Origin of the sequence: Legionella fairfieldensis ATCC 49588 (assembly GCF_000621525.1) — a bacterium.
GTDB lineage: Bacteria > Pseudomonadota > Gammaproteobacteria > Legionellales > Legionellaceae > Tatlockia > Tatlockia fairfieldensis.
Window position 1 is genome coordinate 65,827 of the sequence record NZ_JHYC01000009.1, and the last position, 24,947, is coordinate 90,773.

Genomic DNA, 24,947 nt, shown 5'->3' on the forward strand with positions numbered 1-24,947 from the left:
CAGGGATGACCTAAATAAAAATCATAGAAAATCAAAAAACTTTAAATAAATCAATTACCCATCACGTGCACAAAAATGAGAAGATTTCAGGTGGACGCTTCCAACCCGCCCACCGGAGTTATTACTAATTATGTAATTTGCCAGGTAACATTTTGACATTCGGATCTTTGGAATACGCCTCAAGAATATCAATAATCAATTGTTCTATAATACTGGCTTTTTCATTTTCCTCGATCAATCCTGTACCTTCTTTCATTGCACTTAAACGTATTTCAATTTCTTTGGCTACTGAACCGCCAGGAAATAGAGCAGCCAGTAATCGTCTTGCTTCTGCGGGTCCCAAATGACGATATAATTGATTACGGACTGTAGCATCCTCCGCGGTAGTGCTGAAAGCCCATAATTCAACTGGCCCCAGCGTTAATGTTAATAATTGGACATTAACACCATTTTTAGTAGCGTATTGAACAAGGAAAGTTGCCCCACCCTGCCGCGGACCGTGCACCCGGGTACGAAGTGCCGCTTTTGCAGTATTTGATAAGCCAAAAATTTCACTTGTCTTCTCCACCGCCTGAGAAGGACCTGCGTCCATCACATAAATTGCCGTGCTAAAATCAATCATTACCGGATCAAAATCATCAACCGATTGGGATAACAAAGCAATCTGTACCTTCCATTTACGGCCTTCACGCATATCAATAATTACTTGATCACGCACCGCAGAAGATTTTGAGGTACGATGAAACTCATCATAAACAATTCGCTTGGGATCTTCTCTAATCTCAAAGACCCGTTCTTTATGATATTCTTTATATTGCTCAGGAACATTATTCAAACTTTCCTCAGTCAAGTAATAATGTCTGGCGAGTACATAACGGGCTAACATGTACATCACGGAGGTTTGACGATCTGCTGCATCACCACCACTTTTAGCCACCTCGTCCAAATCGAGGGATACTACACGTGCATCCCCAATATCAAAACTGGTGATACGCGATAAAATGGAATATTCACGAACAGCACCTGAAATCATGCGAGAAAACGCATTAATTAAGGACTCACCGGTAGGCGCAGTCACTTTTTCGTACAAGTCCTCGATTGAAGGAGTACGGCAAATTGAAGCAGCATCAGCCAATAAGGGCATTGCATAACGTTGAGCCAGCATTGCTTCATGAATAAAACCGGCTGAATAAAGCGAATCTGTCACTTCCCACCAGGTAGATTTGGAGTCTCTGACAAAGCCGATTTCTTCCAGAATACTATCTATAAATCCTTCGACCCCGGGCGCGTAAGGAGTTGGGTTGTATTCGTCAGCCATACTTTTATACAATTCATCCACCACCATACCGGCTAAATCGGGCATCCCATCGTAGGGTTTTGCAGCCCCTAAAGGAGTGGTGAGGAGAGTTAAGAAATTGACTAAAAAAGCACGTTCCAGGGCAGTAGGATAACGACAACCTAATTGTGTATCAAAAGGATTAATTGAATACTCTGGTGTCATTCTTAAGCGATGGTACGCGACAAGATGGCGTTTCGATGCAGGCAATGCTTCTTTAAGCAAGGAAATCAAGCCGCTACTGGAAGGTCCAATATCAATAATCGCTATACGAGGCAAGCGTGTTAACCCACCGGAAAGACAAAGGGCCAGATTTAATGCATTTGATAACACTGACTTACCAGAACCAGGTCTTGCGTACACCAGGTCAATCCAGGTAGTTTGCTGGGTTGACCCTGGTTGAAAAGGCCATGGCTTGCCATCCGGCGAACGGAACAATAAAGCACCCGTCTGCCAGGGGGAAGCCGGCCTCGTAATAGGTAACATCGATATAACGTCAGACAAAGGTGCTACCGAAGGCACCGCTGCGCTATTCAGGTTAATAGCCAACATACTCGATGCAAAGCCCGCAAAAGGATCACCACAAATCTCGGATACATCGGTAGATCCCCATCCCTGAATCGCCTTAACTAATTCAGAACTACGTCGACGCAATAAAGCAATTTCTTTTTCAGGGGCCCAAGTTGTTGCGACAACACGTAAACGAATGATGGCGTCGTCCGAGTTTAACTGTAAATACCTCAGGAGATTGACAGAGTCACTGATCAATCTGTTTTGCGCAGAAGAAAAACTCAAAATGGCAGAAAGTAATCCTTTAAATTTGATAGTGTTCAGACCTTCACTTTCGAGCAAAAACGAAATCCTCCATGGGATATGAGAAGGCAGGATACGTCCAAATAAACTAATAAAAGGTCTGATTTCCTTGGGAAAAAGATCAATAAAAACAGAAGAATAAATTTTATTGCCGACTTGAACAGTACGTAAATCCATCACTTCTGCATCACGCGGAATAACTTGTTTTGCTAAAGAAGGCCATAACAAATCCGAAGGATCGCCATTAAAGCCATTCACTTCGCGAGGTAAAATTTTGTCCCCGGGGAGGGAAGCCCGCCAATCTGCTGCGGTAAAATCAGGATCTGCCGTCATACGTATGGCATGAACGGCATCATGAACCTCCATTAATGTCGCATACACATTAAGCGAATCCAGATCATTAAGAATAGCACGCACATAAGCCTCATGAGTATCGCGCAGTTCCGGAATAGCCGCAAAAATGGTTTGACTGTTTTTAAAAGGTGGCGCTTTCGTGTCCTTCAACATTTTGATTTTTGCTTTAGAAGACGCTTTCAATTGATCTTGAGTCAAGTTATGCGGACGCGTATAGAGAACAAAATAAACGCGTTCTTCAGCGCAATATTGGGAGAGAAAATTGACACGCTCGGAGAATAAATCATCCAGACCAAGTTCAAGACGTTTTGCGGTTGCTTCGGCAGGTGCATAAATATCCTGAATCACTTTTCTGATATTTTGTTTATCATGACTAAAAAAGACCTGTAAAGCATGTCCTGGTCGGCCCATAGCCGCCTGAAAAGCATTGCTTAAGCCTTCTATAAGACGCTCAAACTCCTCGGCACCAGCAAGTGCTGTGACACCCTCTACTTTAAGAATGGACAATAACGTACCATCGTGGTTAACCAGTACTGTGGGACTATCTGCTGTTTCCAGATCACAATAAGACTCTGTTGTTTGCTTCAGAGATGTACTTAACCAGGCAAAAAAGGTATCAATACCATCAAAAAATGACTCTGACCATTTCCCCATGTAAATTCCCTACTGTTACACCATGCTATTTTACAGAGCGCTTCAAAATAGACTTGCTTCATCAATACGATGTTCAAATCCTCATCTACAGGCGCTATATTTTCACCATTCAAATCCACCACGAGCTTTTAAAAATCCATTTACATTTGTCTGGTAATAGGTAAAAAACAACTGTCAATTTTTAAAATAATCGCTTTATTATTTTTTATTAGAAATCTCTTGCAAAGCACTGGCGGCCCATCGTTCAATTTGTTTGCGAAATTTTGCTCTTGAAGGTAATAATCGAATATTTTTAAATAATTTATCCGAAGTTTCTCCTGTAGTTATTCCTGAATCAATAAGTAACTGACCAAAAATTGCAGGATCACTGGTACCTTCACCATATTTTTCTTCAACGGCTTGGGCGCGGAACTTAAAACTTCGATAAATATTTTGAGCGCTACTTTTATAGCCAGTATCATTCGTAATAGCACAAAAAAGTACATGACATAAGCTATTTAACTCCGGTTGAGACAATTCTGGAAGATAAATCAAAGTGCCTCCCCCATAGCCACCCACACCCACCGATTCAATAAAAAAACATTGTGTACAAAAACAACAGGCTGTTACCAGATTGGTTAATCGATTATTTGTAAAATCATGATCGAGATTTACAATATCCTGAAATAACCTTGCCTGAAATCCGCAAAAATAACAAGTGTAACGATCACGCTGAAATACTTTAAGTTCATACGCTTTAAAACGTTCGTCCGCTTTCCGGGCAGAATATAAGCGCCAGGAACCCGGGCTGGCAACAAGTTTTAATTCACTACGCCCTTGAGTAACCATCATCTCAATACACTCGTATTAACAAGAAAAACAGGAGGTAACGCCCTCCTGTTTTCCAAAAATTATTAACTGCCACTACTAAAAATCATACCACCAGGTCCAGCTGTTGAAGCACTGCCTCCAAACATGGTTTCGCCTGCGATACCCAGAATTGAAGGTAAGAATAATAAAGCGGCTGCAATGAATAATAAGGCTATTGGAGTACCAATTGGAATCTGGGTAGGGTTATCTTTATGCTGTTTGAATTTCATAATAGCTCCAATGGAGAAACCCAGACCAGCCAGATAAGATCCTGCTGTAACCAATTTGGTTAAGCTTGTAAATGAGCTGGTAATGTTCGATGCCATCTCTCCAAGGCTCTGGGAAGCAAAAGCCTCACCTGTCAGAATTATTAAGCCAAGAAAGGTAAACGGCGCAAGCCAGCGTTTTACAATATCTCCCACATCCAACAATGATTTATTCACTATTTTTCTCCTATTTTAAACTGCTAAGTTGTACCATATAACGTATTATTAATAATTTCCAGAGTACGAACAATATTCATTGCTAAAATACCACCAAAAACATGAACCAGGCCTTTCCCTGTACCCCCAGGCTGCTGTCCCTGAGAAGCGGAGCGAGCAATAAGCACCCACCCTCTGACAAAAGCGATGACGCCAATAACCTGAATGATTATTGATAAAGAATTACCTACGCTACTTCCAGTACCAAAAAGCGTACTAAGCGCCGTGTTATTGCTATTTATAGGAGCATACGCCAAAATGCTGTTTTCCCCAAAGGTGGTTTGCAACATCACTTGCATTCCGGTAGGGAAGTAAATAAATATCCCTGCCACAATAAAATAAACGACAGGTTCTTTTATACTGCCACTATTTGACATCATTGTCCGGGATTCACCATACATTTTTAAACTGTAGATTGCTTTAAAGGCAAAAGCTATTCCAATTAAATAAGCCCCTCCTGTTATTAACTTTTCAACAGATAGCAGGTTATTAGCTACATTAACTAAAATATTTGCCTGATTTGTTATCCAGGGTTCCCAGGAACCATCATTCCCCATAGACATAAATTACTTGCCTCAACTATCTTGTGGGCTAAACCGAATTACTCTGCCAGAACTTGTTAAAACACGTCCCTGATTAGGATCGATTAGTTTCACAATACCATAACCAGCTATTTGGGTTCCCTCTCTAACGGTAAGTGTAGACCCATTTGTAGCAATTAACCATGCTCGCCCGGGTATCACCGCCTGGATGTAATAAACGGGTCCAATCACTCGTCTTGCAACCATGGGTCGGCGTACAGGTCTAGGCTTCGCTCTTTCTGTCAAGACAGCAATTTTACTCGATTGTTGATCAACTTTTTCTGCAAGAACAGTTAACATACGATTAAGATCAGCTATTTTTTCAGTTAACTCATTGACGTTGGTATTAATACCATTTAATTGAGTGTTGACTGAGTTAACTTCCGAACGTACATTTTGTTGTCCCATTTCCAGTGCAGAGAGCTTCTGGGTAAATTGAGAATTATCCGGGCTGGATTGTATTACAGGAGGAGGAGCAACAGGTGCTGGGGCGACGACTGCAGGTGGCGGTGTTTGTTGAGTTTGTACCGCTGCCATAGGAGGCACAGTTGCTTTTTCCTGGGTATCACTTGGTTTTCCCGTAAAAAAAGAACCCAGAAATTTATAACCTAACATTGATAAAACGACTAATCCTATGACAATTAAAGCATTGCGTTTTATAGTTGTTCCACCTTTTTTCACCGGTTCTTGAGTCGGTTCATCCCTTGATGTACCCTCTTCTCCTCCTAAAGAATCAGGGCTAATCACATCCAGATCAGCGAATTGATATTCATCATTATATTGATCGTTATCTGCCATATCTTACCTGCTCATCATGTTAAAGTGAGGCTACATCCTGGGTAAACAGAATACCCAAACCCATACCTGAATAAACTTCCACTGTAGTAGGTCGGCTAAACTGTTGTTGTGCTACCTGTCCCCAACTCTTACCCAGTGTTGCTAATCCAATCACCGCATTTTCCAATATTGAACGGTTAATGCCATTCGCTACGGTAATATTGTTACCTCCGCCAGTACCACCAATAGTTACTGTAGTATTAGCCGATTGAAATGCATTACCAAATCCTTCCAGAAAAGTTGCCGCAAATAAAGAACCGTAGCGCAGTAAATAATGATGATCTGTATTGCTGGATAATGCAGTACGCGCTGTATTTGGATCAATTGCATAAGCACTTATTGAGGTGGTTTTAGGTGCTCCAGGAACTGACATGGTATTAAAACTAATCACCATTTTATCGGCATTGCTGGGTAAGGTGAAACTACCGATTAATTTTGCACCTTTTAATTTTCCAGAAACAATCGTTGCTAAAATAGGTCCTGGCTCATCGCTATTGACCGAAGTATCCATCACCGCAAAAAGTATGTCGCCTGTTTTAATCAATGCGGGTTGAGCAGGGTTGTTATTGCCTCCAGGACCCTGAGGGCCAGTTAGCATTCTTTGATTGCCCTCCCCTTCATCACCAGTTATTGTCCCCTCTTTACCTTCATGTTTAGGTGGATTACCGGCAATATATATTTGAGTAGAAACCTTGTGCCACGATTGTAAAGACTGGTTGGCCGGTCCCATCATCTGAGCGGTGCGTTGTTGAATTCTTTGTTGATAACGTTGATCCGCTAATTGTTGATTCTGTCTTTTTAAAATATCCTGTAGCTTCTGAGCATTTGCATTCTGAACAGCCTGAGCAGTCGAAGTGGGTTGCCCTGGAATACTCGGAAGAGGTGCTACATTAGAAGAAGCTCCTGATTGAGCAACATTTTCCAATCCCGCAACCGTTGAAGCAGGAACAGTGAATCCTGCATTTTGCAGCTCCGTATCATTATATCCCGCATGTCGAAGGTCGGAGGCACTAAAACCCGCCCCTTTCAGATCACCGGCATTAAAACCTGCGGCTCTTAATTGAGCCGCAGTAAATCCTGCACTTTTCAGATCACCTGCGCTAAAACCCCCGTTTTTTAATTGAGCCGCGGTAAACCCTGTATTCTTAAGTTCGGTTGCACTAAAACCAGCGTCTTTTAATTGAGTTGCATTAAAACCTGCATGTTTAAGATCAGCAGCACTAAACCCTGCATCACGCAGCTCTTTCGCTGTAAACCCTGCATTTTTAAGATCATTGACGTTAAATCCCGCATTTTTTAACTCCGCGGCTGTAAAACCGGCATTACTTAAGTCTTTAGCTGTATAGCCAGCCGCCCTCATTGCTGCTGCATCACAACCCAAAGTCTGTTTAATAGTAGCTGCCGATATTCCCGCTACATGGGCTGCTTGTAAAGAAGCAACACTACAATTGGCTGTTCTGCCTGCTGCGACAACTGCCGCGGTGTGAACTCCCCCCTGGGCCAATTGCTCCGGAGTAAAACCGGCATTTAACAAGTCCTGTGGAGTAAATCCTGCATTTGATAATGCTTTTGCATCAAACCCTGCATTTTTTAAAGCATTTATGCTACAACCATTTAATTCTCTAACACGTTTAGCAGAAACCCCTTGACTCAATAAAAAATTTAACTTTGCAGAATCACAACCCGCAGCTCGAATTGCGTCATCGGTGAGAGCAGCGGCAGCCCGGATCTCATCAGGCGTAAATCCCGCAGCTAAAAGCTGTTCGGGTGTAAACCCGGCGGCAGCTAACTGTTGTGCATCATAACCTGCTGCTTTTAATTGTGCTATGCTACAACCATTTAAAGCATGGATTCTTGTGGCCGCTACGTCTTTGGCCTGAAGCGTTTTTAATTGATTAATATCACAACCTGCTGCACGAATTGTATTATCATCGACAGGAGCGCTCGCAGCGTTGATTTGTTCCGGCGTAAACCCTGCGTCCGCCAAGTCGTTATCAGAAAAACCGGCGTCTTTTAAAGTCTTCGCATTACAACCAGCGTATTGCCTGATTAATTTTGCGCTGACTCCTGCCAGACGCTCTTTTCTTAATGCTTCTGCATCACAATCTGCACTTTTAATATCAGCAGGATTAATTCCTGGTGGCAGTTCTGCCGTACCGGTTGCAATTTCTCCGGGAGTAAATCCACCCGCTGCCAGATCATCAGGAGAAAAACCGGCGTTCAGTAAATCTCTTGCAGTAAAACCCCCTTCTTTAAGCTGCGAAGGTGTAAAACCGGCATTTTTCAGATCTGCTGCGCTAAAACCGGCATTTTTCAAATCAGTGGCATTATATCCTGCTGCTTTTAATTGTGTGGCACTACACCCATTAATACGTCGAACTGCGGAAGCACTAACACCAGCCGCGTGTAAACGTGATAATGAGTCTACCTGACAATCGGCTCTTCGAACATCAGCTTCTGAGATACCATTGGGTAAACCACTCGCTTTTGCAATATCATTATCCGAAAAACCGGCTCCTTTTAATTCTCCATCAGAAAAACCGCCGTCTTTCATCTGTTGAGCTGTAAATCCTGCACTACGTAAGGCACAGGCATCAAATTGACAAAGCCGCAATCGGCCTGCATTATAACCTGCTTCTTTAAGTTGCAGAGCATTAAATCCGGCTGCCTTTAACTCCTTGCAGGAACAAATCTGCTCCAAATCTGTAAGTTGATAACCATTATCTTTTAATTGAATACACGTGCAGCCACTTTTTAAATCGGAAAGGGTAGCTCCCTGATTCACAACGCTCATCACGCTTGTTTTACTACAATTACCCTCTTGCAGGGTCTGCAACCATACACTGCGAGGAGTTCCCGCTTCACTTTCACGTGTCAAAGCAGTAAAACCAATACTCCCTTCGCCTGAAGGCGGTTCGCCTATAGGTTGTACACCCTCTCCTATCGCCTGGGTACGTATAATGGTAGGAATTGCACTGCCACCAGTTTTCATAGCGCTCTGTGCCTGATCAACATTTTGCATTTCCTGCAACTTTGCATATTGCACAGTGGGGTTAAGCGCACCGGGAATAGATTCAATCGTTGGTGCGTAAGTAACTGACGCTTTAGGAGGAACACCCACATCCTCTGAAAATCTTAATTTGGTTACACCAATAATAACTGCCATAATCAGCAGTAAAGCCGTAAAGATAATAATTACTCGAGAACGAGTATTTGAAAATAGCGATTTAAGATTTTCTTTTCTACCTGCCATTTATTATAACCCTTCTACCTTAAGCTGCATGACCTTTCCATGCCAGGAAACCAGTAAAACCGGCGATTTTTGCATTTCATAAGCATGTGTCCCATCTGCGCTGGTCATGCTACCTATCCAACCGGGCGATAAAATAGTCAGGTTCGTCCTGACATACATTTTATCATTAATAGCCCAGGCTCTTGCATCACCACCACTGACCACAAGTCGCTGACTGCCATCTGGAGGCACACCATCAAGAACATGAAGAAGAATATCGCTTGCACTGGGAGGAATACCTTCTTCCATTGGCATACTTTTCGCATTAGGACCATAACCCTGGATGCGCAAGTCCACACGATAATCCACCGCTTTCTGGCCCGGAATCAGAGTCAGCATGACGGGAGTATTTAAACCACGTAAACGAACCGCTAAATTACCATAATTGTACAATTTCGTGGCCTGAATCATTAATGTGTTACTGGTTTTGTCCCATTGAATATTAAAGGAAGAAGGATCACCCAAATCATAAGCATTAATGGGCCATGGCGCACCTGTAGAATCAAGGAAAACCAGAGAAGAAACAAATCCCTGGGACAAACGAATCACGGGTGGTGTCGAACCTGGCGATAAATTCACAAATTGTGAGGTGGCAGTCGGTTTAGGAGGCGTGCCAGCCGTTGAGGCTTCCGCGAATTCAGAGGCATGATACATTTGCTTTAAATGAATTATTTGTTCAGGGGTAAGTGGAAACAATTGTTGCTTTACTCCCTCAAACGCCTTGGCATCAATCAACTCATTATCCACATTTGATAAAATTTGATTCTCATTTACCGGTTTTTGTTCGGTAGAAGGATTATCAGGGGAGGAAGGCAAAGCAGGTATTTGCGTCTGGCTGGTTTGCTCCGATTGAGTTTGATTAGACTGACGCTCTCCTGTTTGATTGGTTAAACGTTGTTGCAAGAGCCGAAGCTGTTGCAACGCTTGTTGCGCAGAATCTTTTTCCGCAGCATAAGCTGACATAAGGGAGCTAACTATAAAAGCAGCTCCTGCGGTATAATGGAATAGTGTTTTCTTTTTCATCCACCGACTCCGCCGCTAGCTGGCCCCACCACAAACTGGGAAATACCAATACCACGTGGTGAATTTAATGTAGAAACCCGGTTTATCAACATTGTAACCACATTATTTTGCTGAGAAAATTCACTGGCGCTTTGGTAAGTAACCAATATTGGCATTTGCACTCGCCATGAATAAACGCCATTTAATAACCCTTTTTGCAGAATAATCGGTGCGCGAGTGGCAACGGCGGACACTATCAATTTTTTAGCTTTTACTGCATCCAGATTATTAGACTGTTGCAAAGCATTTAAAAACTGTGTCCAGCCTTCCGCGGTAAAAAACCCTGAAGAAGCCTGTAATTCATCACGATAATTAACAAAATTATAGGTAAAAGCCGCTATTGCAGCCTGGTTTGCCCATTGTAATACAGCGGAGTCAGATTGATTAGGTTCATTTAAAGGGTATAAAGGCGTAATTCGCCCATTAATAGTCGTCGCAAAATATTGAGGGGCGGGAGGATGAGTCAAGAAATAGAATAAAAGTGAAGCCATAACGACATTAATAAAGATAGAAAGCAGCAAGGCAAGAATTATCTTACGCTGTCCATCACGATAAAAATCATTTCTTATTCCAACGGTCGTTAGCGCATCTTCAGCCATAATATCCTCGATTATTGCGGTATGACTTTTATGTCATTGTCATTAGGTGGATCAGGTTCCAGCAATGGCGTTGCCGAATAATTCGGCTCACTCATTGGCTTTAATTTTACAGGAGGAACAATACCACTTGTTGCATAAAAATCACGCTGGGGCTGGTGAAAGTAAAGGTAGTAGTTTGCGAAGACCATAAGAAAATTCATAGCCAGTGAAACGATAAGCCACTTTATTGCCATGCGGTAAGTACGAACATAAAAGTTTTTTGATTTTTTTATCGTATTCCAAGTTTCTTGAGTCATGTACACAAAACCTTATCTAAACAATTGCATCCCTAAAAGTAATTTCAATACGCGAATTAGGTGATATATCCCCGCCTTGAGAGTATCCCATTATGGGCTTGTCACTCCCCATCCCTTCTGTAAAAATAAAACGGCTGTCTATTCCTTGCGACCATAAATAATCGGCAACAGCCCTGGCCCTGGCCAAAGTCAAAGCATGTTCGCGTTTAGAGGAAACATACTTGCTACTGAAACTGGTCACATTGACAGCTACCTTACGAAACTGTTTTAAAAATCGCACTACTTTATTAAGCAAACCATAAGATGCCCACGTTAACTGGGGTGACTGGCTTGGAAATAACAATGGTGAAGGAATACTTATTAAATAATCCTGCCCGATTGTAATCACCTTTACCCCACAACGGGCAAGCATTTTCTGTAATGCAATGACCGCCTTGTCATCAGTGCCATCTACCTTCCGGGGCAAACGAGGTCCTTCTTCAGGCTGGTATATTTTAGTACCACATCCAAGCAATAACAGAAATGCTAACAGAGGGGCACACCATGTTGAAAAAGATCGGGAGCCAACACGCAATCGTTTCACCAAAACCTCGCACCAATTAAAATTAAATTTAATGCCCACATGAAATAAAAACATACAAATCACTGCGTTACAAGCAGTTCTTAAAAATTCCAATAATTAAAATTATCACTCGTCCAAAAAATAGGCATTTTATCAGATTTAATAGTTTGAAAAATATTAAAAATCAAAAAGTTATGAAAGTATAATATTATTTCAAAGAGAAAATTAATCGGACATCCGCTCATTACAACCAGAATACAGTATTTTCTCTCCATTGAAACCACTGATATCAAACATGGCCCTGTCTGTTATTGAGCACAAATTATTGGAGGTCTACTTATTCTTCATCGTTATTATTCGCTTTTTCCCGTTCGTCCACAATTTTTCTTATCAAGGTTTCTGCTAAATCGGTTAACTCTTCAGCACTAATCACATCACGCTCTTCGGGCGGATATCGGGTGGCCATTTGAAAATCTTTAATTAATTCATTTGCCACCGTGGCTGCATATTTATCTTTGGCTCCACTCGCCCGCTCAATAGTAGAGATGGCATTTCTTGTATTATTAATCGCAAGCAGTGGTTGCGAAAATGCCTCCACATCTTTAACAAGGAGCGGGAGACTTTCTGGAGAGCGGCGAAGTTGACTAAAAATAGTTAAAATACCTTCCTCTTCTTCTTCAACAAGCTCTTCAACAGGCTCAGGCTCATTATGACCATGAAAAGCAAGCAAAGCGGCCACTCCCCGTTCAATCGGTTCGCTTATTTTAGAATGATGTAAAGCCTGAGTAATCAAGGTAATTTCTTCAGTATTTAGTTCTTTATCAATACTTAAATCACCGCTATCAAGTACCCGTTGAAAATTCGACAATTGTTTCTGTAATTTCATTAGATAATCATCAGGAGGCGGCTCAACCTTCAAGAATTGATTCACTTTTAATTGCTTGACTGGCTTGGGATTAGCATAAAACATCCTTGCACGAACAATCTTGGATTTGAAAAAAATATGGGCTTCGCCTTCAGTCTGGTCCTTTAAATCTAATAGATCAATACGTGATCTTTTTTCAAAAGAGGAACTCTTCGTATCCATATAACTATTAGCGATACTCGTTTCTTTTGTTTGAAAAGAATCCACTTTTGTTACATACGCTTCGCCGGCTGTTTTAGTAAAAAAATCCCAGGTTTCAGTCGGATCTTCCAATTTCATACAAATTTTTATATTGGTATTTGCACCAATCGATGCCGCTTCTTCTTTAGATGCTTTCTGGAAAGCAGGTAAATCCTGCCCCGCAAAAATCGCAGAAAAACCCAATGAACGAGCCTGAGCCGGTACCACAGCAAAACCCTGTACGGCGTAATAACCATATTCGTCCAGAATACACATATAAGGCGTCGGGGAATTGGTGGGTTTTCTTTCAATAACATCACGATAATCCCCCTCTACCTGATCACCAAGTCCTGCAGCCATCATTGCTTTTAACGAAGAGACAATCACTTTTCCCAAATTGGATAATTCATCAGGTGATTTTTCCAGCGCAGGCAAAAGAACAACCAGAATTCGACGATTAAGCACGACATCTTTAAAATCAACTTCAGCAAGATTTGTGCGAATAATATGACCATAAGTATCGGCAAGTGATGAAAATACACGCACTAACTGCATGGTAATAAAACCATGCTGTTCCAATACTTGAGAAACCTGTTTACCTTTCTTCTCTTTGTTGTAACCGGGGAGGTTAAAAACATAGTTACGTAACGGATCGCTAACTAACTTGGGTACCGATTCAATATTGATGCTTTCCTGCTCATCACGCGGAAAAACTTTATCAATAACGATTGATTCAAGTCGCTGTAAATCAAAATAATTACGGATAGTATTTGCATCCAGTAAAATTGCACCTTCATCACGCATATAAACGAGCAATTTCATCAACGCTTCAACGAAACTGATAGCTCGCCCTTTCCACATATCACCATCCGACGATTGATTGGATGAACCCATTAAACTCACTACAAGCTGAGTGAGCATGCTGGAAGAGCCTTGGCAGAATGGATTTAATGTATTGGATAAACGCCTTTCCTGCGGTCCAATAATGTCACGGGCGCCGGTCATAAAATTAATCAGTAATAAATCATCCTCTCGCCCCATACTTCGTACCATTGAAAATATTTTAGCGTAGAGTGAGTTATCACCTTTACCATCCACGTAAATAAAACCACTGGCCTGGACCAGGGCATTATAAGCAAGCGAAACCAGGGCTTCAGTTTTACCACTACCCGTAGAACCAAAAATAAGCGCATGCGTCCTCAAATCGTCATTGCCAAACCATAGTTCTTCATTGGTTTTACGGTCATTACCAAAAAATGCAATACCCCGTGCAATGTTAGGCGTACCAATACCGGGTTTTAAGTCGTTATAATCTTTAACCCGCGCAATTTTAGGTAACCGAAAAGGTAATTTTTGTTTGCGCGTATAACTGTAGAGAAAAAACAATGCCCCTAAAATTAGCATCATAGTAGCAATCTCTGACAGATAATATGCAACCGCTGCCATAGAAACCAAAACAATCGATGTATTGGTTGGATCAGAAAAAAAATCGCTGACCCGTTGACCAAAGGTACGTGTATCCCTTAGTAACATTGTGGGATCTATTTCATGTCGCGATTCTATACCACGCATTATGACTCTAACTCCTGCAATTCCCGAGGTGTTAACTTGACCTCTTTTATAGCAATTTCAAGTGCCTTAATCGCTTCATCAATCATGGGGACAAGTGAACGACGACCCATCTCTTTTTCAGCACGCCAGTGGGCAAAAGGACCCGCCACTTCAACAAAGGGAGTCTGTCTGCCTACACAATTAAGCATATACCATAATCGGCGATCCAGTGGCTTTAACCATAAAAATTCTGCGGTTGGCACCACGCCATCCTCTCGCGCTCTCTCAAGGAGAGAAGCCATTGCTGTTAAAAGGTAGGCATGTTTTGATAAAGTCTCCTGGACATTTTCCGCATTTTGATATTTTCGCAGTATCGGTCTTGCTACAGTAAAATCCGGCTTGCCGGATGTACAGGTTTTGTCTAACGTTTCCAAAATCAGATTGGCTGAGTTTCTATCCCTGTTCATACGTGCCATAAAAACCGCAGCCAACGCATAAACTTGCGGAGGACAACGATCGAAACTGTCCCAGTATGGACCTAACTGTAAAGTAAAAACACGCTTCGCGTCGCCCTTTTTAATACCAGCAGTCATCTCTTGTCCGGGTAACGGGTTGTCCAGAAGAGCGTCCTCTTTTTTGAGTAAATGGTATTTACGTGCGAATTCCATAGGGGTTAAAGCCATAGCCCAAGGTCCTTTATTAAGATCTGCTGTGACTAAATCCTCTTTTACAACGGGCATAATTGCCAGCCAGTTATGTTGCTCCTGCATTCGTAACGTTTTCATATTATGCGCTTTACGAAATTTAAGAGTAATATCTGAACGGTAGAGAAAAAATGCTAAAAAAACGAGGATACCTACAACCGGGTAACGAATATAATTCCCCACACTCCGCGTTAATATTACAAATTGCTGCCAGGTTACCGTTGAGGGATCGACTGTTTGCATTAAATAAACGTCATTATCAAGTTGCGGACTTGTAATAAATAAACTGATTAATTTGGCTTGCAAGACATTCAGATAAAACACAAATGCAACGATATACTGATGTGCAGATTTCCAAATAAAGAATAAAGTAAGAAACAATAAAACGGTGATCCACACGGGAGCCATCGAATTATCGCTACTACCTTGCTGCTGTGGTTGTTGAGCCATCCGCTTTTTTCAACTCAATGAAATTATAATTTATAATTCAAGTATATACTCACTTTAGACCAGGTGCGACTCTCAAATCTGACTCAAGAGGTATTTTTAATCAAGCGTCCTTTAACATAACGATAAGTGCCTGAAAGATGGACAAACTGAACTATATTTTCAAGCCTTAAGGAGCGATCTTTAAGATTCATTAGCGGATTACCGAATTTATCGGTAAGGATCTTATCCGGGGGTACCGGAAGAATATCCGCGTGATTGATATAAATCACCACATAAGCTTCATTAACCTTGTTTTCTTTCGATTTAATTAAATGTTGAACGGATACTTCATTTTCGTAAACAGGCCGGGAAATCATTTGTCGCGGTAAATTGGCAAGAATACGTTCCCAGGCTTGAAGATTATTACCTTCTGAAGAATAAAGACTAACGTATATGGCACGATGATCTGATCGTTGCGCCAAAGGATTTACAGAAGAAGAATCACCTTTTACTATTTCTTCATCGCCGTTAAGGTGGCTGGCAAAATTGTCTCGTATTTCACGTAAACTTTTTCCGATTACCCGCAAAAAATTAGACTCTTCCCAAGGCCCGTTTTTAAGAGCCTCATCAAAAGCGTTCAAAATTTCCCTGGTCTGTTGTTCTGTCAATTCTTCTTTCATAAAATATAGAAAATATCAAAATTAATAGACATATTAATTTCCAGCTCATACAAAAATTATAATAGTATTCAGCGATAATCGCTTAATAACTCATTAATTTATTATTATTTCATTGAGAAACTTGAAGGATTATCGTCTTGGAAATGCTCTGTTTCTGTTGAAGAGTGAGTTTGATTTAATTGTTGATTTACCTGTTGCCATAAATCACTTACCGCGTTATAGGCTCGTTGATTCGCTTCATTGGGACGAATATTAACCATTTTACGGGTTTGCTCAACAAGCTTACCTATTTCTCGAGTCATGCTTTGTGCATAATCATGTACATCTTTAGACGTTTTCTTCTGGTCATATACATTATTCAATAAACTAAATCGCTGCAAAGCGGGATTCTTATTACCGAGGTTGCTCATACTCTTATACTCCCAACTACAACCAACTTTAAGCTTAACATAGCAGATACTTCCTTAAGCCAAGCTTAAGAAAAACAAATATTTCATTTTTTTTACAGTTTGTAATATAAAATAAAATCAATCATACATTAATTCATCCAAAGGCGTATAATCCTTACTCGGCCCTCCCTGAATGAGTTCATTCAATACATCAGTCATACATAATAAACGTAAAGCATTGGGCGTTACCTCGTCAAAAACAACACGTATTCCCAATAAGGCATTTTCTGCATCATCAAAAGTAGCTCCTAAACCATAGCCTAAACACAGGGAGCACAATTGATCCGCCCGGCGCGCAATTGCCGGTAAAAGACCGGTTTGTGAAAATACTTCATCAAAGCTCACGAAACGGTCATTCAAATAAAACTTGGCATTCATACTGGCTGCAATCATAGCCAGGCTTTTACCAATATCAGTCTGCATTTAACGCCACCATGGTTGTGAAGATCTAATCCGGCCTGCCAGAGAACTTCTAAGCCAGCGCAAAAAAACAGGTACAGTAAAGCCATAATGCTCAATAATTCCGAAAAATACAGCCGAAACTAACACCAGCACCCCTGTCCAAACCCGAATATGCATTAAGAACAGAAAAATCGGGAACGCAGCTCTGGCATCAACTAGAAAAAAACGAGCACTCCTTGCTGAATCACGCCAATGGGATGTCTGAGAAAAACTGGCCATAACCGCCTCAAAATAATCTTCTTTATATGATCAAGTATATCTATCGAACTTAAGAATTCAAGAAGCAAGCGAGTAGAAAATTATCACCCTGTCCACAGAACCTAAACATTTGTTACAAATAATATGCGCCAGAACTTCATTCGCTGCTATTTATTCAATAGGCATGCCCCTTATTTTAACCCATGGGTAATGGTAATTGAGTGGGTTGCGGTGGTGTTGAACTCAGCATACTGATAATCAACAAAACAAAGAATCCCATTACAGACACGTAACAGATAAATTTCGCTATAAATATAGCGGTTGACGAGGTTTGATCTTTATAGCCATACCATGCTGAAACAAGCGCCACTGAGAGAGAAAAAAAAATCCATTTTAGCATTTACTTCCCCTGTCTATCGTTTCATTCTTCTTAAATTTAGCCTGGCTACGTGATAATCGATAGCTATAAACCAGCTACTTTCGATGCTGAACTTTTTTTATTTTTTCCGCATAATTTTTATTAAACTCAGTACCGGCTAAATTACTTGGTTTATTTTTAACACAGTTTTTATTTGCTCTTTCTACTGCAAAAGGCTGTGGATTCATATAATTCTTGTCGTTCATAACATTCTCCTCACTATAAAAAGTATAGTTGAAGTTAAATGCAAATTAAGAGCATAGGCTAATTAGCTGGATTTCCCGGCCCGTTCGGCTTGAAGAAGGTTTCAAGCCAAGCGGAAGGGGGAAAATGAAGAATATGACAAGGTTAACTACCAGGTAAATCAATTTTTTGGGACAAGCTTGGGATTTTTCTGAGGGACAAGACAATTTGCTATAATATTCGCCAACTCATTCTGATTAGTAGCCTTGGATTGAGGGGCTAATTGCGGTACATCAACAGCGTATTCCGCATCAATTCCCGCTTCCTCTACTCTCTTGGTGTTTGAGTGAGTGGCAAGCAGTTCATTTAACATTTTTTCTGTGCTATTTGACATCAATAATTCCACCAACCAATTTTATAGCTTTATAGTATCAAAGAAACATTAAGGCTTTATTAGGTGTTTTTCAATGGACTGTTAAAAATTTGCGCAAAACAACAATTCAAAGCGTAACGAAATTGCCGACGACAGTAGACAATTCGTATCAAGGGTGTTGTTTGTCCGGTCAACGTATTGATCCCCTTATTGATGGGGCACAATGATATCACGCAGAGGCGAACAGGCTAATTATTTCTCTAAATTGTGGAGCATAATTAAAGCACTGATGCAAAGCCTTACAATAACTTAACAAACAATCTTCTGTATTTGCGCTACTATTATTGAATAAATTTTAAACTTATATTGAGCATAAAATGCGCCAATACAATGAAGATGAAGCACGATTACAGGCGTGGAGAAATCATCTCAATTCGGTCGAAACGAATCGAAAACTAAAAAACGAACTTTTGAATATTCTTAATCAAGAAGAAGAAACTTTTTTGATTTTGGAAAATTTTAATAAAAAAAGAGAGAAGCTATTAAGTAACGAACATGGTCAAGGTTTTGCCTGGACGCCTTCTTTCAACTGGTTTTGGATTATTTTGTCTCTTTTTTTACCCTCTTTCCGGAAAAACCCTACCGGGTCACGGTTAAGAGAAGCGCTACAGGAAGAACCGGCACGTCCTGATATTATTGTATTCGGTAACTCAGAAAAAGAAATACCCGTTACTACTCAATTACTTGATAATTCAACGTATGAAGAAGCACTTTTTAATGCTCCTCACAAAGCACTCGGTGATCTTCTAACCCGTATTAACAATTTGAAAATTAATAATTCCGAAAGCCTGGATGTTATTCTCGAACGCCTTTACGCCATAAAATACAGGCTAACTCCTGATTACTACCAAACAATTTTAACCGAACTTTTTCGTGAGCATCCTGTTGCAACGCTTGGTTATTATTACAATCACTATGTTGCCAATAATAATGACCTTCCTGAGGCCCATGAGTTTATAGAACACCATTTAATGGGTGAGGCATTAATGGCGCTCTTCATTTTACCTTTTGATACAATTAATCCTATTGGGGGAACTAATCCTAATCCGTGTATTTTTGAAGTACAAAGAATACTCCTCTTATTAGCATTAGAAAGTAAAATACCACCCCTCTCTCTAAATAGTTTTCTTACAAGCATGAAAGAAGAAGGGATCGATAAGTCTGAGCTTCCTTCACAACTGAACAATCAACTTTTCTCTCTTCTTTTTACAAATTTAAACACTACAGGAAAAGACGAGTCAGAAAAACTAAAAGAACAAAAGGAATTAAAAGGAGAAATTAACAACTTACTGCAAACTGCAACAAATTTTAAGACGTCTGACCAATTACTCCACGCGATTTTTTCCAGCAATAAATTAAACCTTGATAAACAGCAACCTCTTATGGTTCAGGTCGCAAGACAAGCTTGCGAGTTACTCTTGGAAAAAAGTGAGCAACGAGAGCAAAATACAGGACACCCTGTGTATGAATTTCTAATGTGGCTTAGCGAGCAAATATTAAACAGCAAAAAGGATGTGGATGAGGCTATAAATAAGAGCGATCCCAATAGCGAAGCTCATCGTTTCAATCGCCCTGCCGTTAGCACCGCTTTGCTTAGCCCTTACATCCACGGCTCACAAATACCTGAAAATTATCAACGATCCACGCATTATGCGACAATAGTTATAATGAATTATTTATCATCAAGAGGAAAAGAGGATAAATCCATTCATGATTCTTTTGCTTCAGAGCACGCTATCAAAACCTTTAATGAGGATAAGATGGTACGTAAAAACCCCTTAAAGAACGAGGAAATTCACTGGTTTGTTTATTACATTAGCCGTATTAGCCCCGAACTCGCCGAAAAAGCCAAAGCCTGTATTTTAAATTTACAGGTGGCCACCAGTGAATCCAATTCTCATCCCTCTGCCCTGGTGCATACAGCAAAACACTCCTTCAAACGTGAAAAAACAACCGATAATTGCCATTTTTTTAAATCGCCCAAACCAACCTCCGAAGAAAATTTGGCAGAAAAGAAACCTGCCCCCACTAATCATTAAATTGACCAAACTTGCATTAAGTATGAAAATACACCGCTATTAAAGCGAGTAGTAACAAAAATTATTGTGCAGCTATTCACTCTTGCTCAAAGCATCACAGTGTAATAAAGTGTCTGCCATGTGGCTTACAAACAACAATCAATGAAAACGCTTTGTATCGTTTTAACGATAGCAACGTTTATTGTCTGTGCGACTATTTTCCAACATAATGCGCCTCTTATCCTTAACTGTATTAAAGACGCGGGCTGGTTGGCGCCTGTTCTTTTTCTATTGCTTTATATTCTCGCGACCATCCTGCTGCTACCCACCATGGTATTAACACTGGCTGGCGGCGCATTATTTGGTCCTCTGCCGGGTACTTTATTTAATTTAACAGGGGCGACTCTCGGAGCGGCCTGTGCTTTTTGTATTAGTCGCCATCTGGCTATTGATTGGGTATCATCTAAACGAGGATCTAATATTGATAAACTGATTACCGGTGTTGAACGCAATGGCTGGCAATTTGTAGCACTACTTCGTATAGTCCCCATAATACCGTTTAATCTTGTTAATTACGGGCTAGGCGTCACCCACATCAAATTCAGCCATTACGTGATTACTACTTTTCTATTTTTAGCGCCTACTGAAATCATTTATACTTATTGTGGCCATGCCAGTATGGACATGCTGGTTCATTATACTCCTTCTTATAAAAATCTGAGTATTTTTACTTTACTTATGTTGGGTCTTCTTTTTTTAATAGCAAGACTCTTTCGTTTTTTCACTAAAACTATTCGGGAAGAGAAGGGTTCTGGTAATCATTAGCCAATAGCGTTTGCACGTGTTCGAACAGGGGGTGCTCACTAGTGAAAAAATGAGTATCAATGGACTGTATAGCGCGTATACCTTGCACAACATTACATGTAAAAGCAGCCTCTGCTTCATTCAAATTATCTTTATATAACTCATGCTCGGCACAGTCAATATCGTGTGCCTTACAAAGCGTTAACAAACGTTGTCTTATAATGCCTGCCAAGACTCCGCTATGTAGCGGAGGGGTCATTAAGCCATTATTTTTTATAATAAAAAGATTAGCCACGGTTGTCTCTGTGATTTGACCTTCCAGATTAAAAAACAACACATCATCGGCACCTGCCGCCTGAGCTTGACGACGTGCTATAATTGCTTCCAGATAATTGATGGACTTATACTGATATATCGGATTTTTAGCATCTCTTACCCATGAAGCACTGACCAAAGCAAGTGGCTGGCGGTCATGATGAACATAATCAAATGCGGTAAGAACAAGATGAGGCTGAGTGCCTCGCTCCAGCAGACCTCGGGGAGCACTTCCTGCGCTTAACACAGCCTTTAGCACGCCATCCCGTAACTGCTTTGACGCAATACAACTACCCAGTTTTTTCAACCACACATCCAGGGATAAATCGAACGTGATTTTTAAAAAAATGGCAGCCTTTTGCAAACGTTGCCAATGATATTCAGGATAACAGGGTTTCCCATTAACAATCTTTATTGTCTCAAACAGCCCTTCTCCTAAAAAAATACGATCAGTCGTAGTATAGGGCGATGGCCCTTTAGAATCCTGAATAATAATACGCATTAGTATGAAATTAATAATCTATAAAATCATCAAGTTCATCGCGTAACCGTTTTTCCTCTAACATATTTTCCAGACGGCGACGCGCATCTAAAGTAGACGCTTCATTCAAAACATCAACATCGATATCCACATCAACAATATCGTCTTCGGTAGTTATAAATGCGTGAGGCTCAGTCAGATCATCCTCGTCTTCAAACATATCACTCATGTTATCCTCTCAGGGTTTAACTCACTTCCACACTTTGCTATTTTCAGAACACGTGTTAAAAACCGGTCCTGCAGCAAGCTCTCGTAAATTGACAGCTTATATACCCTATTTTTCTTATCATGCCTAGATGGTTAGAAAAAATTTTCGTTGCGGTTCAGTAATTTTTTCTTCAGTTAATGATAATTATTTACTCATTGAGTTAATTAATTTATAATAATGAAAACAAATTGACTTATTTAAACAGCTACGCGTTTTTTACGCGGGTTATGTTATTATTCGTCAAAACAGGAAGTTGCTTGTTTCAAAGGAGTGCATTCATTTTTTGTAAGGTTTTAATACATGTTCCGTCACGATTTAAGTCAAAAAGCGATCTCCAATAAAGATCACAACCAAAAATCCCCGAAACAGGCTCTTCCCATGTTTCCCTCCATTCCACATAAAGAAGAGGAATTGATAAATCAAAGCGAAACGAAACTACCAGTAGAATTGAAAACGCTGTTTGGCACCAAATATCAGGAAAAGCCCTTCAAAGCAATAGTAGCAGGCGTGGATAAAAGAAAACCGATCACACGTGATTGTGAGGTCACCAGATATCCTTTATCCCAGATCATTAGTCTTATAACTCTAACTCAAGAAATAGATCAAAATCGCTCAAAACAGTCTGATGAAATAAAGCTTCGCTTTTTGGTTGATAGCCAATATCAGCTTTGGTGTGCGCCCGAGGGCGTCGCTAACAATTCCACCATACCAGCACATTGGAAATTAACCTTTCAACCGCGAACAAGCGCAATATGTCTGGCAGCTGGAGACCTGACTTTCATTACGCAAAATAACCAATGGATTTTAAAAGAAATTAACAATAAAAGTGGTGATTTTCAACCTGATTTTAGTGCATTAATTCTGCCACTTGGTATTATCGCATTACATGAAAATTTACCTTTTCAACTCAGTGAAATAATAGAACTCGAAGAGCAGGGAAAAACCCGGATTCAATCTCATTGGATTAACTTTAAACAGGTTGAAGAACAGCTAGGAGATTTCTTCGATGAGGAAACAAAAGATAAGTTAGGAAAGCAAGGTAAGGCTGAAGAAAAACATATCTATAAACCTGAACCTGAAAGAGGCGCTAAAAGACCTGCTTTCTTTGGAAAAAAGCCTGATGAGGAAGACAAGAAACCCTCTAGACGGCGATTAGAGATGAAATAAGAATCGACACGCAGGGAAGCAAAATATTGCGCATCAACCCATTAGATAATTCCTTCATAATTCATATATAATACGCATTTGAGAGTGAATTGAATCACTCATCAAGCATCTACTAACAAATCCCTGAAAGGGAGAAGACAATTATCATGTCTAATCAATTAAAATTTGCTCTACGGCGTAGTTGCCGACAGGTGCGTGAACGTTTATCTCCGGCCTCTCAGCAGGCTGCATCCACACGAATTTGCGCTCGAATCCGTGCACTTGATCAATATCGTTATGCAAGGCGCATTGCGCTTTATCAGGCTACGAATGGTGAAATTGATTTGCAAGCCATATGGAACTCAGCCCCTTTACATGGGAAATATTGCTATTTTCCAGTGCTTAACGACGATAAAACGCTGTTATTTTTACCCGCTACCCCTGCAACCGCTTTTAGCGAAAACCGCTATGGCATTAAAGAACCCAATGTCGATAAAGCACTCGCTATTCCTCCTCAACAACTTGATCTTATTTTTCTGCCTTTGGTTGTCTTTGACGATTATGGTACGCGTCTGGGGATGGGAGCAGGTTATTATGATCGGACTTTGGCTAAAAGAGAACATTCAGGATTGATAGGCGTTGCTTACGAATTCCAGCGCTATCCCTACATAGAGCCTTCAATCTGGGATGTGCCGCTCACCGCTGTCATCACCCCCAACACAATCTACTGGAGTAAGAAATGACGAAATACTGGTTAATGAAATCAGAACCTTCCTGTTTTAGCATTGATGATTTACGGACCTCCCCTCACCAGACTACTCCGTGGGATGGAGTGCGCAATTATCAGGCGCGCAACTTTATGCGTGATGAAATGTCCATTGGTGATTTGGTATTTTTTTATCATTCCAACTGTAATCCTCCTGGCATTATTGGTATTGCAGAAGTGGTCAGCAATGCCTATCCTGATTACACCGCCTATGATCCTGACAGCGAACACCCTGATCCACGGAGTACACCGGACAATCCGCGCTGGTTTATGGTAGATATTCGCTTTAAAGAAAAATTTAAGGAACTTATCCCGCTTGATACTCTAAAACATTATACTGAACTTAAAAACATGCTTTTGTTAAGGAAAGGAAATCGTTTGTCTGTATTACCGGTCAGCCAAGATGAATGGTTATTTATTAACCAGGAGCTGGTTAATTAACCTCATCGCTCCATTCATTGGTTAAAATCGCTGGAATTGACCTTCAAGCATTGCTAGACTATCTTCAGCAACTCTTAACAAGCAGGAAGATTAGTAATGTTTGATCCAAAGCAATTTGACGATTTAGCAAGAAAGCTGTTTGCCAGTTTACCTGCCAGTCTGCAGGATTTTGAAAAAGAAATTCAACAAAAATTCAAAGATATTCTTCAAGCCACTTTTGCCCGTATGGATTTGGTTACTCGGGAAGAGTTTGACATACAAACCAAAGTACTGGGAAGAACCCGGGAGAAACTTGATGAACTACAGGCAAAGGTAGATGCATTGATCGCAGCAAAAGGAAAAAAGACGTTGTCTTAAGCGCCTGTTATTATAAAATATA

At 40.6% G+C, this 24,947-nt stretch carries 27 protein-coding genes; 6 read left to right on the top strand and 21 right to left on the bottom strand.

All coding sequences use genetic code 11. The annotated features are described in order from the left end of the window. Positions 1 to 124: 124 nt before the first annotated feature. The 19 genes from T345_RS0103320 to T345_RS0103415 all read right to left on the bottom strand — a co-directional run bounded on the left by T345_RS0103320 (position 125) and on the right by T345_RS0103415 (position 18,290). Positions 125 to 3,157 carry a type IV secretion protein IcmB gene (locus T345_RS0103320; RefSeq protein ID WP_028388099.1) on the bottom strand — a complete coding sequence of 1,011 codons (3,033 nt, stop codon included), beginning with the start codon at positions 3,155 to 3,157 and terminating at the stop codon, positions 125 to 127. 198 nt (positions 3,158 to 3,355) lie between these two features. Further along, entirely contained in the window at positions 3,356 to 3,988 is a 633-nt protein-coding gene (gene icmJ / locus T345_RS0103325; protein ID WP_028388100.1) for a type IVB secretion system protein IcmJDotN, read from the bottom strand. 62 nt (positions 3,989 to 4,050) lie between these two features. Continuing rightward, entirely contained in the window at positions 4,051 to 4,377 is a 327-nt protein-coding gene (locus T345_RS0103330) for a type IV secretion protein IcmD (protein WP_242604576.1), read from the bottom strand. A gap of 95 nt (positions 4,378 to 4,472) precedes the next feature. After that, positions 4,473 to 5,051, bottom strand: coding sequence for a type IV secretion protein IcmC (locus T345_RS0103335; protein ID WP_131777735.1), 579 nt, complete (start codon positions 5,049 to 5,051; stop codon positions 4,473 to 4,475). A gap of 12 nt (positions 5,052 to 5,063) precedes the next feature. Beyond that, the gene (gene icmG / locus T345_RS0103340) at positions 5,064 to 5,867 is read right to left on the bottom strand and encodes a type IVB secretion system protein IcmG/DotF (RefSeq protein ID WP_028388103.1); all 804 of its coding nucleotides are present in this window, start codon (positions 5,865 to 5,867) and stop codon (positions 5,064 to 5,066) included. A gap of 19 nt (positions 5,868 to 5,886) precedes the next feature. Then, on the bottom strand, positions 5,887 to 9,159 hold the full coding sequence (dotG, locus tag T345_RS0103345; RefSeq protein WP_028388104.1) for a type IVB secretion system protein DotG/IcmE: 3,273 nt from the start codon (positions 9,157 to 9,159) through the stop codon (positions 5,887 to 5,889). A 3-nt stretch (positions 9,160 to 9,162) separates the two neighbouring features. Then, positions 9,163 to 10,221 (bottom strand): DotH/IcmK family type IV secretion protein, encoded by a 1,059-nt coding sequence (locus tag T345_RS0103350; protein WP_051555113.1) that lies wholly within the window; start codon positions 10,219 to 10,221, stop codon positions 9,163 to 9,165. Further along, positions 10,218 to 10,859, bottom strand: a complete 642-nt coding sequence (locus T345_RS0103355) for a type IVB secretion system apparatus protein IcmL/DotI (protein ID WP_028388106.1) — start codon at positions 10,857 to 10,859, stop codon at positions 10,218 to 10,220. The genes T345_RS0103350 and T345_RS0103355 overlap by 4 nt, the downstream gene beginning before the upstream one ends. An 11-nt stretch (positions 10,860 to 10,870) precedes the next feature. After that, a complete protein-coding gene (gene icmM, locus T345_RS0103360) occupies positions 10,871 to 11,155 on the bottom strand; it encodes a type IVB secretion system protein IcmM/DotJ (protein ID WP_028388107.1) in 285 nt (94 codons plus the stop codon). A 16-nt stretch (positions 11,156 to 11,171) separates the two neighbouring features. Beyond that, positions 11,172 to 11,738, bottom strand: coding sequence for a type IVB secretion system protein IcmN/DotK (icmN, locus tag T345_RS0103365; protein ID WP_242604573.1), 567 nt, complete (start codon positions 11,736 to 11,738; stop codon positions 11,172 to 11,174). 316 nt (positions 11,739 to 12,054) lie between these two features. Next, a complete protein-coding gene (locus tag T345_RS0103375) occupies positions 12,055 to 14,397 on the bottom strand; it encodes a TraM recognition domain-containing protein (RefSeq protein WP_028388109.1) in 2,343 nt (780 codons plus the stop codon). Next, complete coding sequence (icmP, locus tag T345_RS0103380) at positions 14,394 to 15,527, bottom strand: type IVB secretion system coupling complex protein DotM/IcmP (protein WP_028388110.1); 1,134 nt, start codon at positions 15,525 to 15,527, stop codon at positions 14,394 to 14,396. The genes T345_RS0103375 and icmP overlap by 4 nt, the downstream gene beginning before the upstream one ends. 83 nt (positions 15,528 to 15,610) lie before the next feature. Beyond that, positions 15,611 to 16,186: a Dot/Icm secretion system protein IcmQ gene (gene icmQ, locus T345_RS0103385; protein WP_028388111.1), complete on the bottom strand. Its 576-nt coding sequence runs from the start codon at positions 16,184 to 16,186 to the stop codon at positions 15,611 to 15,613. Positions 16,187 to 16,290: 104 nt separating this feature from the next. Beyond that, positions 16,291 to 16,596 (bottom strand): hypothetical protein, encoded by a 306-nt coding sequence (locus tag T345_RS0103390; protein ID WP_028388112.1) that lies wholly within the window; start codon positions 16,594 to 16,596, stop codon positions 16,291 to 16,293. 117 nt (positions 16,597 to 16,713) lie between these two features. Then, positions 16,714 to 17,058: a type IV secretion IcmS family protein gene (locus T345_RS0103395; RefSeq protein WP_028388113.1), complete on the bottom strand. Its 345-nt coding sequence runs from the start codon at positions 17,056 to 17,058 to the stop codon at positions 16,714 to 16,716. Further along, entirely contained in the window at positions 17,059 to 17,316 is a 258-nt protein-coding gene (icmT, locus tag T345_RS0103400; RefSeq protein WP_028388114.1) for an IcmT/TraK family protein, read from the bottom strand. A 175-nt stretch (positions 17,317 to 17,491) separates the two neighbouring features. Beyond that, complete coding sequence (locus T345_RS0103405) at positions 17,492 to 17,695, bottom strand: hypothetical protein (RefSeq protein ID WP_028388115.1); 204 nt, start codon at positions 17,693 to 17,695, stop codon at positions 17,492 to 17,494. Between the two features lie 74 nt (positions 17,696 to 17,769). Then, the gene (locus T345_RS14970) at positions 17,770 to 17,919 is read right to left on the bottom strand and encodes a hypothetical protein (protein WP_156935619.1); all 150 of its coding nucleotides are present in this window, start codon (positions 17,917 to 17,919) and stop codon (positions 17,770 to 17,772) included. 158 nt (positions 17,920 to 18,077) lie between these two features. Then, entirely contained in the window at positions 18,078 to 18,290 is a 213-nt protein-coding gene (locus T345_RS0103415; protein WP_028388116.1) for a hypothetical protein, read from the bottom strand. A 356-nt stretch (positions 18,291 to 18,646) separates the two neighbouring features. On the opposite strand from T345_RS0103415, the gene T345_RS0103420 reads away from it, so the two are divergent. Together T345_RS0103420 and T345_RS13435 are read left to right on the top strand one after the other, a co-directional pair. After that, positions 18,647 to 20,368: a hypothetical protein gene (locus T345_RS0103420; protein ID WP_028388117.1), complete on the top strand. Its 1,722-nt coding sequence runs from the start codon at positions 18,647 to 18,649 to the stop codon at positions 20,366 to 20,368. Between the two features lie 120 nt (positions 20,369 to 20,488). Next, on the top strand, positions 20,489 to 21,172 hold the full coding sequence (locus T345_RS13435) for a TVP38/TMEM64 family protein (protein WP_242604574.1): 684 nt from the start codon (positions 20,489 to 20,491) through the stop codon (positions 21,170 to 21,172). Here T345_RS13435 and T345_RS0103430 read toward each other — a convergent pair. Beyond that, entirely contained in the window at positions 21,138 to 21,968 is an 831-nt protein-coding gene (locus T345_RS0103430) for an aminotransferase class IV (RefSeq protein ID WP_051555114.1), read from the bottom strand. The two genes, T345_RS13435 and T345_RS0103430, sit on opposite strands and share 35 nt — an antisense overlap. 10 nt (positions 21,969 to 21,978) lie before the next feature. Then, complete coding sequence (locus tag T345_RS0103435) at positions 21,979 to 22,176, bottom strand: PA3496 family putative envelope integrity protein (protein WP_028388119.1); 198 nt, start codon at positions 22,174 to 22,176, stop codon at positions 21,979 to 21,981. Positions 22,177 to 22,515: 339 nt separating this feature from the next. Between T345_RS0103435 and T345_RS0103440 the strand changes: the two genes are divergently transcribed. The 4 genes from T345_RS0103440 to ubiK all read left to right on the top strand — a co-directional run bounded on the left by T345_RS0103440 (position 22,516) and on the right by ubiK (position 24,925). Beyond that, positions 22,516 to 23,382 (top strand): hypothetical protein, encoded by an 867-nt coding sequence (locus T345_RS0103440; RefSeq protein ID WP_028388120.1) that lies wholly within the window; start codon positions 22,516 to 22,518, stop codon positions 23,380 to 23,382. Positions 23,383 to 23,528: 146 nt separating this feature from the next. After that, a complete protein-coding gene (locus T345_RS0103445; RefSeq protein WP_028388121.1) occupies positions 23,529 to 24,104 on the top strand; it encodes a 5-formyltetrahydrofolate cyclo-ligase in 576 nt (191 codons plus the stop codon). Continuing rightward, positions 24,101 to 24,568, top strand: a complete 468-nt coding sequence (locus T345_RS0103450) for an EVE domain-containing protein (protein WP_028388122.1) — start codon at positions 24,101 to 24,103, stop codon at positions 24,566 to 24,568. Before T345_RS0103445 ends, T345_RS0103450 begins: the two co-directional genes overlap by 4 nt. Before the next feature lie 96 nt (positions 24,569 to 24,664). Next, entirely contained in the window at positions 24,665 to 24,925 is a 261-nt protein-coding gene (gene ubiK, locus T345_RS0103455; protein WP_028388123.1) for a ubiquinone biosynthesis accessory factor UbiK, read from the top strand. Positions 24,926 to 24,947: the final 22 nt, after the last annotated feature.